We start from the raw sequence: 13369 nt of genomic DNA, 5'->3' as shown, positions 1-13369 counted from the left end.
ATGCCTTTGGATATTGATTCGCTGAACGCTTGGGAATTCAAAGACCTGGAGCACAGCTATACTAAGCGGGACACGATGCTTTATGCCCTTGGTCTGGGGTTCGGAGAGGACCCGAACGATGAAAAAGAACTTGCCTATGTCTATGAAGACGGTCTGCTGGCCGCGCCAAGCATGGCCGTCATTCTGGGATATCCCGGTTTCTGGCTGAGCGACCCGCGCACAGGGGTCGATTGGAAAAAGGTCCTGCACGGTGAACAATGGTTGGATGTGTTCAAGCCCCTGCCTGTCGAGGGTAAGGTGATTGGGCGCACCCGGATTGATCATATTTCTGACAAGGGCGTAGGCAAGGGCGCGGTGCTTTATATCAGCCGCGATATCATTGACGCGGCCAGTAATGAAACGCTGGCGCGGGTTTCGATGTCGACCTTTGCGCGTGGTGATGGCGGCTTCGGTGGTGAGAAGATTGCTGGGCCTATTCCGGCTACGTTGCCGGATCGGGCACCGGACCATATTTGCGAAATGACCACACTGCCGCGCCAAGCGCTGATTTACCGACTGAGCGGTGATCACAACCCACTTCATGCCGACCCGGCGGTTGCGAGATCGGTGGGGTTTGACCGTCCGATCCTTCATGGTCTGGCAACCTATGGTCTGGGCTGCCGAGCGATCTTGAAGACGATCTGCGACTATGATGCAAGCCGCCTGACCGGTTTGGATGTGCGTTTTTCCGCGCCGGTTTACCCCGGTGAAACTGTGCGGTTCGAAATCTGGCGGGACGGCACAGAGGTTCGGTTTCGAGCAGTGGTACCCGAACGTAACGTGGTGGTGCTGAACAATGGCGCTGCAAGGCTTGCCTGAGGAGAGAGACATTTGACACAACCGCTTGACGATATTCTGGTGCTGGATTTCAGCACACTTCTGCCCGGTCCGATGGCCACGCTGATGCTGGCCGAAGCCGGGGCCGAGGTCATCAAACTGGAGCGTCCGGGCTCCGGCGAAGACATGCGCCTGACAGAGCCAATGATCGAGGGCCGCAGTCTGGGCTATGCTATCCTGAACCGGGGCAAGAAAAGCATCGCGCTGGACCTCAAGGCGGAAGGGGCTGTGGCCAGTTTGCGGTCGCTAATCGAAAAGGCCGATGTTATCGTCGAGCAATTCCGTCCTGGCGTCATGGAACGGTTGGGACTGGGGTATGATGCGGTCAGGACGCTTAACTCCAAAATCATCTATTGTTCAATAACAGGGTACGGCCAGAGCGGCCCGAAACGAGACGTTGCCGGGCATGACATGAACTATGTTGGGGATGCGGGTGTCCTGTCGCTTAGTTCAGGTTCGGTTGACAGTCCGACCGCACCGTTTGGTCTGATCGCTGATATCGGCGGGGGAACCTATCCGGCAATCATGAATATCCTGCTTGCGCTGCGCCAGCGCGACAAGACCGAGCAAGGCGTCCATCTGGATATCGCCATGTCCGAGGGCGCGTTTGCCTTCGCCTATTGGGCGCACGCCAAGGGGGTCATCGCGGGCGAGCCTATTGAAAATGGCGGTGACAGGCTGACTGGGGGCAGGGCACGTTACAGGCTCTATTCGGCATCAGACGGCCGACAGGTTGCGGTCGGGGCGCTGGAGCAGAAATTCTGGGACGCATTTTGCAATGTCATCGACCTGCCGCGGCACCTGCGCGATGACCTTGCCGATCCAGCGGCGACAAAGGCCGAGGTCGCGCGCCGGATTGTGGTCAAACCATCTGCTCATTGGGCACCATTGCTGGAAGCGGCGGATTGCTGCTGCACAATTGTCAAGACACCGGCCGAGGCCGCAGCCGATCCGCATTTCACAGCGCGCGACACGTTCGGGCGGGTGGTTTCGGTTGGGGGCGAGCAAGTTCCGGCACTGCCTTTGCCGATTGCACCAGAATTTCGCGGGGCAGTCGCCGACAGTCGCGCCGCGCCCGATCTGGGTGAGCAAAATACCGAGTTTGGGTTGTAAATAGTGGTCGCTGAGGCGTCAGAATAGGTTGACGGCTGACGCTGTTTGGAATAATCTAACAAATGTTAGAAATTTGTTTGAATTCCTTTGGGAGGGGTTACAATGTCTGAGCCGATGTCGGAACGTTCCGCTGAAGCGGAACGATTTGTCTCTCCTGCGCACTATGTCGATAGCGATAGCAGGGAGGTGCAGGCCTTTGTGATGCGGGCGCTGCGCAACATGGCACCGGATGCATCCAAAAAGGACATGGCGGTGCGCCTGTTTCAGGCTGTGCGCGACGATTTGCGGTATGATCCCTATACGTTTTCTCTGACCGCTGAGGATTATAGAGCAAGTGTTATCGCGGACATGGACTCGGCGTTTTGCGTGCCCAAGGCGATCCTCTTGGCTGCATGCCTGCGGGCCGTTGGCATTCCGGCGGCGCTTGGCTTTGCCGATGTTCGCAACCACTTGAATACGCCCAAACTGGCCGAGCTGATGGGCACCGACCTGTTCATCTACCACGGCTATGTTCAGCTTTGGCTGGGTGAATCATCTTTCAAGGTGACCCCGGCCTTCAACATGGAATTGTGCCAGCGTTTTGGCGTCAAGCCGCTGGAATTTGACGGAGAGCAGGACGCGCTGTTTCACGAATTTGACGATACAAACCGCCGCCATATGGAATACGTCAATGATCGGGGCTTGTTTGTGGATGCGCCGATGCAGGAGTTCCTGACCGCATTTGGTGAGACATATCCGAAGCTGAAGGAATTCAACCGGCGCAGGATTTCCGGTGAGTTCTTTGATGCGGGTTTTGCTAGTCCCGAAGGCTCACCTGCAAAATGAAGTATTTGGAAGATTTCAGTGTTGGTCAGGTTTTCGAATTTCGCTCTGCGCCGTTGACCAAACAGCAGATCAAGGAGTTTGCTCAGGAATGGGACCCTCAGCGTCTGCATACGGATGAAGCCTATGCTGAAGGTATCCACGGCGGGTTGATCGCCTCTGGTTTCCAGACACTTCTGACCGTGTTCAAACCTATCATGCAAGACTTGATGGTCGACGTCGCCAACATTGGTGGTATCGGGTTTGACCAGCTGCGCTGGCTGCGACCAGTGCGCCCAGAAGAACCACTGAATATCCGGATCGAAGTTCAGTCTTTGGTCCCATCGCGCAGCAAGCCTGACCGGGGTGTTTTGATTTACACGCTCGAAGCGCGAAACCCCGCCGGTGAGTTGGTTATGAGCGTTGAGACCCCAGTGATGATCCAGCGCCGAAAGGAAGACCTGAAATGACTATGGTACAAGACGAAGACCTACGGCTTTTGCGCGACAGCGTTGGTACGCTGCTGGATCGGGCGGGCGGACTTGGGCGCGCCCGCCGCGTGCGTGATGACGATACGCCCTGGGACGCGGGTATCTGGCAGGAACTGGCTGCTGCCGGTGTACTGGGGGTCGCAGCCCCCGAAGAGGCCGGGGGGCTTGGTATGGGGCTGACGGCGGCTGGTGTCGTGGCCGAAGAGATTGGCCGCGTGACCGCGCCTGAGCCGGTGGTGCCGACAATCGGGCTGGCAATCGGGCTGATGCAGCGGCTGTGCCCGCAGGATCCGATGCTGGAAGCCGCCATCGCTGGCGATGTCGTGTTGGCCGTGGCCTGGCAGGAACGCTGCGCGACGGGCCTATCGGATGATATCGAATGCCGTTTTGATGGAACCACACTGACCGGCAGTAAGGATTGGGTGGTGGGGGCCAGTGGTGCGGACCATATTCTGGTCCTCGCCGAGGGGCCGCGAGGTTCGGTTCTGGTGCGCATCGCGGCGGATGCGTCTGGTCTGCTGATGCAGACCCGGCTGCAATCGGATGCCAGCGAGCTTTGGGGCATAAGCTTTGCGGACACCCCGGCAGAGGTTCTGGCCGAAGGCGCGCAGGTCACTGATGCGCTGACTAATGCCGTTGCGGATACGACCGCATTAGCCGCCGCCGAACTGGTCGGGCTAAGCGGTACAGCGCTGGTACTGACACTGGACTATATCAAAACACGCGAACAATTTGACAAGCCGATTGGTTCGTTTCAGGTGATTCAGCACCGTGCCGTTGATATGCATGTCTCGCAGGAAGTTTCCCAGGCCGCCGTACGCGAGGCGCTGGCCGCGATGGATCAAGCAGGTTCGACGCTAGAACGGGTGCGACAGGCAAGCCGCGCCAAGGCCCGCGCCTGTACCGCCGCGCAAAAAATCACCCGCGAGGCGATCCAGCTGCATGGCGCGGTCGGGTACACGGATGAATTCGATGTCGGCTTGTTGCTGAACCGGGCGCTTGTCCTGTCGGCGTGGCTGGGGGATGCGGCGTTTCATCGCCGCCGCTGGCTGGATGCAAATGAAACAGAGGTGGCCGCGCAATGACCGACTGGAATGGAATAAGCGATGAAGAGTTTCGCCGAGAGGTTAGGGCTTTTTTCGAGGCCGAATATCCCGAAGAACTACGCCACCTGCCGCACCGACCTAAGTTTGCCGAGATTGAGCACTGGCATGTGAAGCTACACGCCAAAGGCTGGGTCGCACCTGCCTGGCCCATCGAATTTGGCGGCATGGGCTTGGAGGCGGCCAAACTGCTGATTTTTTACGAAGAACAGCAACACTATGGCGTCAACCGAGGTCGAGACATGGGGATCCAGATGGTTGGCCCCCTGATTATCAAATTCGGCACCGAGGCACAAAAGGATTATTGGCTGCCGCGCATCCTGAGCTGTGAAGACATCTGGTGTCAGGGTTATTCCGAACCCGGAGCGGGCTCTGATCTGGCAAATCTGCGTACCAGTGCTGTGATTGATGGCGATGATTTCGTCATCAACGGCCAGAAGATCTGGACCACGATGGCGCATGACGCCACCCACATCTTCATGCTCGTGCGTACCGACCCCGATGCGCCTAAAAAACAACAGGGCATCAGTTTTGTTCTGGCCAGCATGGATCAGCCAGGCGTCGACGTGCGCACGATCACCACGCTGGCTGGCGAGACCGAGTTTTGCGAGGTGTTTTTTGACAACGCCCGCACCCCACGTGCCAACCTGGTGGGCGAGATCAACAAGGGTTGGAGCATGGCCAAGGCGCTGCTCAGCTTTGAGCGGATATTCATCGGCTCACCCGGCCTTGCGCAGAATGCACTGGGTCAGCTTGAAACTTTTGCCCGTGGTCGCGGTGCCTTTGACGACCCCGTGTTTCGGGATCGCTACGCCGAGGCGGCGCTGGACGTTGAAGACCACGCAGCCCTATACAGCCGCTTTGCCGATCAGCTTAAGCGCGGAGAGACATTGGGAGCAGATGTCTCGATGTTGAAAATCTGGGTGACCGAGACCTATCAGCGGATATCGGAACTGATGATCGAGGTCGCAGGCCCCGATGGTGGCAGTATAGGGCCGCTGCAGGTGGGCAATGTCGGGGTCGATGTGTTGGCCAGTTTTTACAAAGCACGGCCGACGACAATCTACGGCGGCTCAAACGAAATCCAACGAAATATCTTGTCTAAGGCCGTTTTGGGCCTGTGACGATCATTTGCCAAACAGAGGAAACTAAAATGTTTGACTACGCAACGAAGTACCCAAAATTGTCTTTCGACTACCCGGCAGATCGCGTTTTGCGCATCACTTTTGACCGGCCAGAGACCTATAACTCGGTTGATGCCGAAACCCACACCCAAATGACCGATATCTGGATCGACATTGACCGCGATCAGGACATCAATGCAGTAATCGTTACAGGCCGGGGCAAAGCGTTTTCGGCAGGCGGCGACTTCAGTTTGATCGAAGGCATCACCGGCAATTTCGACACGGTGATGAAGACATGGAAAGAAGCCAAGGATTTGGTTTACAACATCATCAATTGTAACAAGATTATCATCTCGGCGATCAACGGCCCGGCGGCTGGTGCGGGCCTTGTTGTGGGTATCCTTGCCGATATCTCGATCGCGGGAAAACGCGCCAAAATCGTTGATGGCCACCCGCGTTTGGGTGTCGCTGCGGGCGATTGTGCCGCGATCATCTGGCCCCTCCTGTGCGGCATGGCCAAAGCAAAATACTACCTGTTGACCTGCAAGCCGATAAGCGGTGAAGAGGCCGAACGTATTGGCATGGTGTCGATGTGCGTCGAGGATGACGAACTTGAACAGATCTCGATTGATACCGCGACTGAAATGGCCACGGGATCGCAAAGCGCACTTCGCTGGACCAAATACTCACTGAACAACTGGCTGCGTCAGGCCGGGCCTATCTTTGACGCTTCGACCGCCCTGGAGATGCTGGGATTTATGGGCGATGACGTAAAAGAAGGTGTACTTTCACACCGCGAAAAACGCGCGCCAAATTTCCGCAAAGATTGCCCGCTCTAGGTCAACCAACAACAAGGGAGGCCACCATGTCTGACGCTGTCTATACGGAAATTGCCAGAGCCTATGCCAAAGCAGCACAAGTGGCACCGGGACTGAAGGCACGGTTTGACAAAGCGGGTTTTGACCCATCCAAGGTTTCATCACTGGCGGATCTCTCCCGCCTGCCGGTGATGAAAAAAGAGGAGTTGCTTACGCTCCAAAGAGCGAACCCGCCTTTCGGCGGGTTCCTCGTCGCCGATCCCAAAGAGGTATCGCGCATCTATGTGTCTCCGGGCCCTATATTTGAGCCGTCGTTGCCCGGTGTTGGCGGCCATGGGCTTGACCTGTTGTTCAGATCTGCAGGGATCACAAATGCCGATATCATCCTGAACACTTGGGCCTATCATCTTGTCCCCGCGGGCCTACTGTTTGATGAGGCGGCGCAGGTCGTTGGTGCGACCGTGATTCCGGGAGGAACCGGAAACCGTGAATTGCAGGCCCAGATCATTCGCGAAACCGGTGTTACGTCGATCTGCGCCAGCACTGCGTTTTTTCTGGCGTTGGCCGACAAGGTGATCGAAACCTATGGCCGCGAAGCCTGGACCGTGAAATCCGCCTTTCTTGGTGGAGAAATGGGCGACTGGATGGCCAAGCGCCGCCGGATCGAATCCTACTATGGTGTAAAAACCTGGGCGGCCTATGCCACCGCCGATCTGGGGCTTGTCGGCTATGAGGACGGTGGCGAAGGGTATCTGGTTCACCCCGACCGGATCGTGCAGATATGTGACCCCGAAAGCGGCACGCCATTGGCGGATGGCGAAACAGGCGAGATCGTCGTCACCGCGCGCCAAGCCGACTGGCCGATGATCCGGTTTGGCACTGGCGACAGTGCCTATGCGCTGGAAAGTGAGGCGGATGGTCGAGTTACGCGACTTTCGGCGATACAAGGCAGGGTTGGCGCAGCGGTAAAGGTGCGCGAGATTTTCGTCTATCCCCGGGCAATCGAAGAGGTGGTCATCGCGACACCCGGCGTTGCAGCCGCTCAGGCAGTGGTCATGCACGAAAACAACCGCGATATGTTGCGCCTGCTTATTAAGCTGGAAAACAGCGGCGACAAAGAAGCTACCGAGGCCGCGGCAAAAAGGGCCTTTCATATATCGACCCGCGTCCGCGCCGATACGGTCGAGTTTGTTGACGAACTCCCCGAAAGTGCCGAATTGATAGTTAATCTGAAAGACGTTTGAAACCCGTTGGGACATCAGAGGTGTCGATTCAGCTGGCACCCCGTACTGTGATGGGGGCAATTCCGCGAAACAGGGCATTACCAATGCGCAGTGCAGTATTGGCCAGATCAACTCCAAGGTCATCGAGTTGGGTATCAGACAACTGGCCGGTCAGGGTTATTGCGCTAAGCCCATAACGCGGACGATCTAGATGGTCGGTGACGACAGAGGCAACACTATCCACCCCGACATACAATTTGCCCTTATCCAAACCATATCCGCGCTGCCCGGCTTCTGCAACATCACGCAGGTACTCATCTTCGGTTACAGGCGTTTGCCACTGCACTTCGGCAAAGTGCCGACGCAATTCAGAGGCTTTCAGGTCCTGCACCGATGCAATGATGCGCCCAATTGCGCCGGCCATGGCCGGTAGACGTTTGCCAACCGGCAAATCAACACGGACAGATCGCGATTCAAAGCTGCGGTCCAGCAGGACAATCCGACCATCATCAGTGATCTGCCATAGGCAGAACAGTGCGTTGTAACCTTGCGCGAGCCGGTCAAGCTCGGGTTTGAACAGGTCGCTGTGGCTGGTGCCAAGCAGACCAAGGGCCAGCTCGATGACGCCAAAACTTAATTGATAGGTTTTGGCATCCGCGTCGAAAACCACAAGGTTTTCGGCTACCAAAGTGCGCAGGATGTTGAAGCACGTAGAGGTATTGGTTTCTGTTGCGCGGGCCACTTCGGTTACGCCGGCCGGTGATCCATTTTGGGCAAGATGTCGTAGAACGCGCAGCGCCTGCACAACCGCCCCAACGGGGCGGGGCGGTTTTTTTGTTTTTTCGTCCTGCATGGCGGTCTCCGGATTTCGTCCAGCCTACGTTAGCGCGTTTCTGTAATGGATGTTCGGACATATTGCCAGCATTTAGGCCGGTAGCGCGATTAGCCGGGCAACTCCAATACCTGTTTCGCAATGATGTTGCGCTGAATTTCAGCGGTGCCACCATAGATTGTGGTAGGGCGCGCCTGCAGGAATTGACCGGCGGGGTTCAGCGCGCCTTGGGCAAAGATCGGGTCAACCAGCCCGGCGGCCTCGCCCGCGATGTCCATCATGGTGCTGGAAATCCGCTGAAACAGTTCCGATTGGCTGATTTTGAGCAGCGAAATTTCCGATCCAACCGGATTGCCCTGTGCAATCTCGCGCAGGAAAGACGCAAACAACAGCTTGTGATCGGCCAAATCCAGAGCGTATTGCGCGATCTGGTCGGACAGAACAGGATCATCGGCAACGCCCAGTTTTTCGGCGAGCATGACCAGTCGGCTTAGCGCATAACCTGCTTGCCGGGGTGATCCGAGGAACAGACGCTCGAACCCTAACAAAGCCTTGGCCATTGTCCAGCCTTGATTGATCTCGCCAACCAGATTTTCGGCCGGGACACGCACGTTGTCTAGGAACACCTCGCAGAATTCATCATGCATTTCGAGGTTCAGGATCGGGCGCACAGTGACGCCTGGTGCATCCATCGGCACCAAAATGAAACTGATCCCGCGTTGTTTTTTGACGGTCTTATCCGTGCGCACCAGCAGGAAAATCCAGTTGGCGTCATTTGCCAACGTGGTCCAGGTTTTTTGCCCGTTGATCACCCACTCGTCGCCGTCCAGTTCTGCCGAGGTGCGCAGGCTGGCCAAATCTGATCCCGATCCGGGTTCGCTGTAGCCCTGACACCAGATGTCCTGACCGGCCAGAATGCGCGGCAAGAAATGGGCCTTTTGCGCATCGGTGGCATATTTAATCAGCAGCGGTCCCAACAGGGAAATGCCGTGGTCATTCAGCCGTGCGGCGCCGTGGCGTTCAAATTCCTCTGTCAGGATGACATGTTTTTCGGGCGAGAGGCCCATGCCGCCATATTCGCGCGGCCACCCGGGTGCCAGCCAGCCCTTGTCGGACAACAGCTTATACCAGGGCCAGTTTTCTTTCAGATGCAGGCGCAGCGGCGGGTTGCGCAATTCTGGCGGGTAATTGGCCTCAATCCAGGTGCGTACTTCGGTGCGGAACGCGGCGTTATCCAGCGTGTTCATGTCTTTATCAGTCACTGGCGTGTTCATTGGCCGACCCCTTTTTCGTTATAAAACCGGCGACGATGCATTGACTGGCCGCCAAAACTGGCCTGCAATGTCATGCCTTTGCGCAAGAAAAGGCCAATATCGGCTTCGTCGGTATAGCCGATGCCGCCATGCAGCTGTACTGCCTGACGGCAGATCACATCCGCCGCCCGCGAGGCACGGGCACGGGCGCGCGATACCTCGGCGCGACGTGCAGCACCAGTGGCGCCATCATCGATTGCCGCCGTTGCACCGGCGATGGAAACGCGTAGCAGTGACAGCTCCAGATAAAGATCAACCATACGGTGCTGAAGCGCCTGATAGCTGCCAATCGGCTTGCCAAATTGCTGGCGGGTTTTCAGGAAATCCAGCGTCAGCTCATAGCTCGCTTCGGCGACGCCCTGCAGATAGGCGGCGGTGGCCAGTGTCGCGTCTTCCCAGGTGTCAGGGTTATCGTTGCTAACCTGTTCGGCTGCGGCACCATCAAAATGCAGCGTGCCAAGGTGACCGCCGTCATGTGTGTTGGCGCAATCCATGGTCAGCCCGTCTGCGGATGCATCGACCAGCGCATAATCACCGGCATCAAGACGCACCAGAAACGCGTCGGCACCCGCGGCCATCGGCACATGAACAGCTGTTCCATACAGCTTTCCAGCGCGCAATTCGGTGGGGCTGTCCGCACTGCAAGACAGGGCTGGCAATACGATGCGGCGGCCTTCCACAACCTCGGTCAGTACCGCATCAGGCAACATCCCAAGCGCGCCAATTGCGCCGATGAGCGGCTCGGGCACCAATGCCCGACCCAATTGCTGTGCCAGGGCGCAATATTCAGACACCCCCATTCCCAGGCCACCCCGATCTTCGGGCAGACGCAGGGCAAGCCAACCCAGCTCTGCAAATTCGGACCATTGGGCGCGATCAAAACCGGGGCTAGAGAACCGCAGACCGCGCGCTCTTGCGACGCCGTCGGCCAAAGCCGCCGCAGCGCTTTCGCTTATCATGCGCGAATTTTCTTTGCGCTCAGAAATGGAAGTGTCGAGTGTCATGGTGTTTACGCAACTTTCGTAGAATGTATATCAGCCCGGTTTCCGGGCATTGGCAAGGCGACCTTAGACAGGGTCCCAGCTGAGAACATCTGCCGAGACCTCAAGCGGATAAAAGCTGGCCTGCAAGGCGGGCATACCGTGTTCGGCAATGGTTTCGGTGTTCCAGCCGCCATCGCGGTGTACCGTGCGCAAGGGGCGCGACTGGCCCATCAGCATGATCTCGTTATTGCGCGAGGCAAAGATCTGCCCGCTCACGCCCGCCGCCGCGTCCGAGGCCAGATAGATCGCCAGGGCCGCCACTTTCTCGCCCTTCATTTCCTTGAGCTTGGCAACGCGGACTTCCTGTTCAGCGCTGTCGACCTTGATCGACGATGTCATCCGGCTCCAGGCAAAGGGGGCGATGCAATTGGACCGCACACCAAACCGCTGCATGTCCAGCGCAATGGATTTCGACAACCCGACAATGCCCAGTTTGGCCGCCGAATAATTGGCCTGCGCCAGGTTGCCGATCAAGCCGGAGGTCGATGTCATGTGAACGCATGAACCGGAATTTTGCTTGCGAAACTGCTCGGCTGCGGCGCGGCTGACGTTAAAGCTGCCCATTAGGTGAACCCGGATCACCGCCTCGAAATCCTCGGGGGTCATCTTGTGGAAAAAGCCGTCGCGCAAAATGCCTGCGTTGTTGACGATGGCATCAAGCCGCCCGAATTTGGCAATTGCGTCGTCGACCATGTCTTGCGTGGCTTTGGCATCGGCAACATTGGCGCGGCTGGCCATGGCTTGACCGCCTGCAGCTTTAATTTCGTTGACGACGGCCGCCGCGGCATCCGTGGATTCGGATGCCCCGCTCAGCGAGGCGCCGATGTCGTTGACCACAACATTTGCGCCGTGCTCAGCGGCCATCAAGGCGATTGCGCGCCCGATTCCGCCACCCGCTCCGGTGACTAGTACAGTTTTTCCATTCAGAGTTTGGGTTGGCATTTTGGTCGACCTTTCAGGGCGTTAGTTGCTTGCAACATGGGTATTCCAAGCGCCGCAATTTTGATTATCTAAAGCGCAAGTGGAAAGCGATTATTTGCCTTGGATACTGGGCAATCAGCAATTCTGCAAACAAAAAGATATTCTGCATAAAGAAAAATGTAAGTCCCCATGCCCCCCCCCGTTCGCTATCCATGGGGACCGCACCGACACCGCGAATGAATTGGCTTAGAGAAGGCCCCGGCGGTACTGGGAGGGTGTAACGCCGTAGCTGGATTGAAAGGACCGAGTCATATGGCTCTGGTCCGAGAACCCGGTCTGAGCTGCGATAACCTTCAAGGGTTTTTGAGAATGAGACATCAGTTCCGTGGCGTTTTTCAGGCGATCGTTCATCAGGAATTTGTGTGGAGGCGTGCCAAACTCTTCCTTGAATTTTCGGGCAAAATGATAGGGGCTCATATTCAACGCCGCCGCCATCTCCGACAGGGTTATGTTGCGCGAGGTGTTTTCATGGATGAAATCTAGTATTACCCGACGCTCGCAGGCTTTGAAGCTGCCGGAAGCCGGCGGTTCGCTGAATCGAGTTTGGGCATAGTTGCGCAGAAGATGAATGCAGCATTGGATCCGGAGCGATTCGACGAGAAGTGACCCGCCAATTGCACCCTTGAGCAACTCAGCCTTCAACATTTGAGCGATCTGAGGTAGAATGCAATCTTCGGCGCGGACGTGGTCGTTTATCTCAACATCTTCAATGTCACGTTCGAATATTTCTCCGGCGACATCATTGATGGCTTCGTGTGACAGGTAAATATGTGAAACTTTGATTGGTTGATCCCAGGCCCACTGCGACTGCTCTGCGCGCGTCAGTATCGATACCACACCTCGCTCGACGGTCTCCTGCTGGTACTTGCCGCTAGCACGACGGCGCATCAATGCCTTGGAACCTTCATAGGTGACAATCATGTAGTCGCGCATTTGCGGGATTGTGACGTCCAGTTCGGGATAGTCATATCCTCTGATCTCTAGTCCAGAATTTTTGTGGAACCCACTATGAAAGGTCAGGTTTCCAGGAATCCACTCTTGAATCCGGTCCGGTGCAACCAATTCGTTCATATTACCCTCCCTACAGGTGCCGCGTCCCGGGCAACAGAAGCAAGCCGTCTGGGGCCAATTCATCGCCTTTAAGCTACTGTATTATCCAGAAACGCGAGTTGTCCAAGCCACAACATGAGACACATTTATTAGAAATGCAATTCTTGTATTAGAATACCGGTTGTGCAAAAGTCTGTAATACAATGCGGGCGTGGCCTAAATGTTGGTGATCAGTCGCTTGTTATCGTTCCCTAGTTCCGATGTTTTCCGGCTTGCTACCCGTTAGATATTTCTCTACAAAGAATTCAATTCCGTATACGATATAGTCGATGCCATCATCTTTACTTACCAAAATCAAGACGCAAAGGCGCTGCATCTTTGCTTGTCTGGGAAAGAAGAAAACCTCCGTGGGGCAGTCTATTGCTGAGATTAAGCAACCACAGAACGGGCTGGGCGCGTTGTTTTCCCCCGCTTTGGTAACTGCTGTGGGGGCATCATCCGATCCAGCAACACGAGGCGATCACCCGGTTGGGTGCCTTTTGCGGGCCGGGTTCAAAGGGCAAAATTATCGGATCGGTCCGGATCGCGACGCCGCCCGTGC

At 56.6% G+C, this 13369-nt stretch carries 13 protein-coding genes; 8 read left to right on the top strand and 5 right to left on the bottom strand.

Going from position 1 to position 13369, the window contains the following annotated elements:
- The 8 genes from SULPSESMR1_RS22745 to SULPSESMR1_RS22710 all read left to right on the top strand — a co-directional run bounded on the left by SULPSESMR1_RS22745 (position 1) and on the right by SULPSESMR1_RS22710 (position 7570).
- On the top strand, positions 1-858 hold the full coding sequence (locus tag SULPSESMR1_RS22745; RefSeq protein WP_198362924.1) for a MaoC/PaaZ C-terminal domain-containing protein: 858 nt from the start codon (positions 1-3) through the stop codon (positions 856-858).
- A gap of 12 nt (positions 859-870) precedes the next feature.
- Positions 871-1989: a CaiB/BaiF CoA transferase family protein gene (locus SULPSESMR1_RS22740; protein ID WP_089423349.1), complete on the top strand. Its 1119-nt coding sequence runs from the start codon at positions 871-873 to the stop codon at positions 1987-1989.
- A 102-nt stretch (positions 1990-2091) separates the two neighbouring features.
- Positions 2092-2814, top strand: coding sequence for a transglutaminase-like domain-containing protein (locus SULPSESMR1_RS22735; RefSeq protein ID WP_089423348.1), 723 nt, complete (start codon positions 2092-2094; stop codon positions 2812-2814).
- The gene (locus tag SULPSESMR1_RS22730; RefSeq protein WP_089423347.1) at positions 2811-3260 is read left to right on the top strand and encodes a MaoC family dehydratase; all 450 of its coding nucleotides are present in this window, start codon (positions 2811-2813) and stop codon (positions 3258-3260) included. Before SULPSESMR1_RS22735 ends, SULPSESMR1_RS22730 begins: the two co-directional genes overlap by 4 nt.
- Positions 3257-4366 carry an acyl-CoA dehydrogenase family protein gene (locus SULPSESMR1_RS22725; RefSeq protein ID WP_089423346.1) on the top strand — a complete coding sequence of 370 codons (1110 nt, stop codon included), beginning with the start codon at positions 3257-3259 and terminating at the stop codon, positions 4364-4366. The genes SULPSESMR1_RS22730 and SULPSESMR1_RS22725 overlap by 4 nt, the downstream gene beginning before the upstream one ends.
- The gene (locus tag SULPSESMR1_RS22720) at positions 4363-5508 is read left to right on the top strand and encodes an acyl-CoA dehydrogenase family protein (protein WP_089423345.1); all 1146 of its coding nucleotides are present in this window, start codon (positions 4363-4365) and stop codon (positions 5506-5508) included. The genes SULPSESMR1_RS22725 and SULPSESMR1_RS22720 overlap by 4 nt, the downstream gene beginning before the upstream one ends.
- 29 nt (positions 5509-5537) lie before the next feature.
- Complete coding sequence (locus tag SULPSESMR1_RS22715) at positions 5538-6347, top strand: enoyl-CoA hydratase/isomerase family protein (protein ID WP_089423344.1); 810 nt, start codon at positions 5538-5540, stop codon at positions 6345-6347.
- Between the two features lie 26 nt (positions 6348-6373).
- The gene (locus SULPSESMR1_RS22710) at positions 6374-7570 is read left to right on the top strand and encodes a phenylacetate--CoA ligase family protein (RefSeq protein WP_198362927.1); all 1197 of its coding nucleotides are present in this window, start codon (positions 6374-6376) and stop codon (positions 7568-7570) included.
- 28 nt (positions 7571-7598) lie between these two features.
- On the opposite strand, the gene SULPSESMR1_RS22705 is transcribed toward SULPSESMR1_RS22710, so the two are convergent.
- The 5 genes from SULPSESMR1_RS22705 to SULPSESMR1_RS22685 all read right to left on the bottom strand — a co-directional run bounded on the left by SULPSESMR1_RS22705 (position 7599) and on the right by SULPSESMR1_RS22685 (position 12789).
- Positions 7599-8402 (bottom strand): IclR family transcriptional regulator, encoded by an 804-nt coding sequence (locus SULPSESMR1_RS22705; protein ID WP_089423343.1) that lies wholly within the window; start codon positions 8400-8402, stop codon positions 7599-7601.
- Between the two features lie 89 nt (positions 8403-8491).
- On the bottom strand, positions 8492-9655 hold the full coding sequence (locus tag SULPSESMR1_RS22700) for an acyl-CoA dehydrogenase family protein (protein WP_089423342.1): 1164 nt from the start codon (positions 9653-9655) through the stop codon (positions 8492-8494).
- Positions 9652-10653 (bottom strand): acyl-CoA dehydrogenase family protein, encoded by a 1002-nt coding sequence (locus SULPSESMR1_RS22695; protein ID WP_162791859.1) that lies wholly within the window; start codon positions 10651-10653, stop codon positions 9652-9654. The genes SULPSESMR1_RS22700 and SULPSESMR1_RS22695 overlap by 4 nt, the downstream gene beginning before the upstream one ends.
- Before the next feature lie 108 nt (positions 10654-10761).
- On the bottom strand, positions 10762-11679 hold the full coding sequence (locus SULPSESMR1_RS22690) for an SDR family NAD(P)-dependent oxidoreductase (RefSeq protein WP_089423340.1): 918 nt from the start codon (positions 11677-11679) through the stop codon (positions 10762-10764).
- 225 nt (positions 11680-11904) lie between these two features.
- Positions 11905-12789, bottom strand: a complete 885-nt coding sequence (locus tag SULPSESMR1_RS22685; protein ID WP_157729104.1) for a helix-turn-helix domain-containing protein — start codon at positions 12787-12789, stop codon at positions 11905-11907.
- Between the last annotated feature and the right edge of the window lie 580 nt (positions 12790-13369).

The sequence above is a fragment of the Pseudosulfitobacter pseudonitzschiae genome, from assembly GCF_002222635.1.
In the GTDB taxonomy this organism is placed as follows: Bacteria; Pseudomonadota; Alphaproteobacteria; order Rhodobacterales; family Rhodobacteraceae; genus Pseudosulfitobacter; species Pseudosulfitobacter pseudonitzschiae_A.
This window is presented reverse-complemented; position numbering and strand designations above follow the sequence as displayed.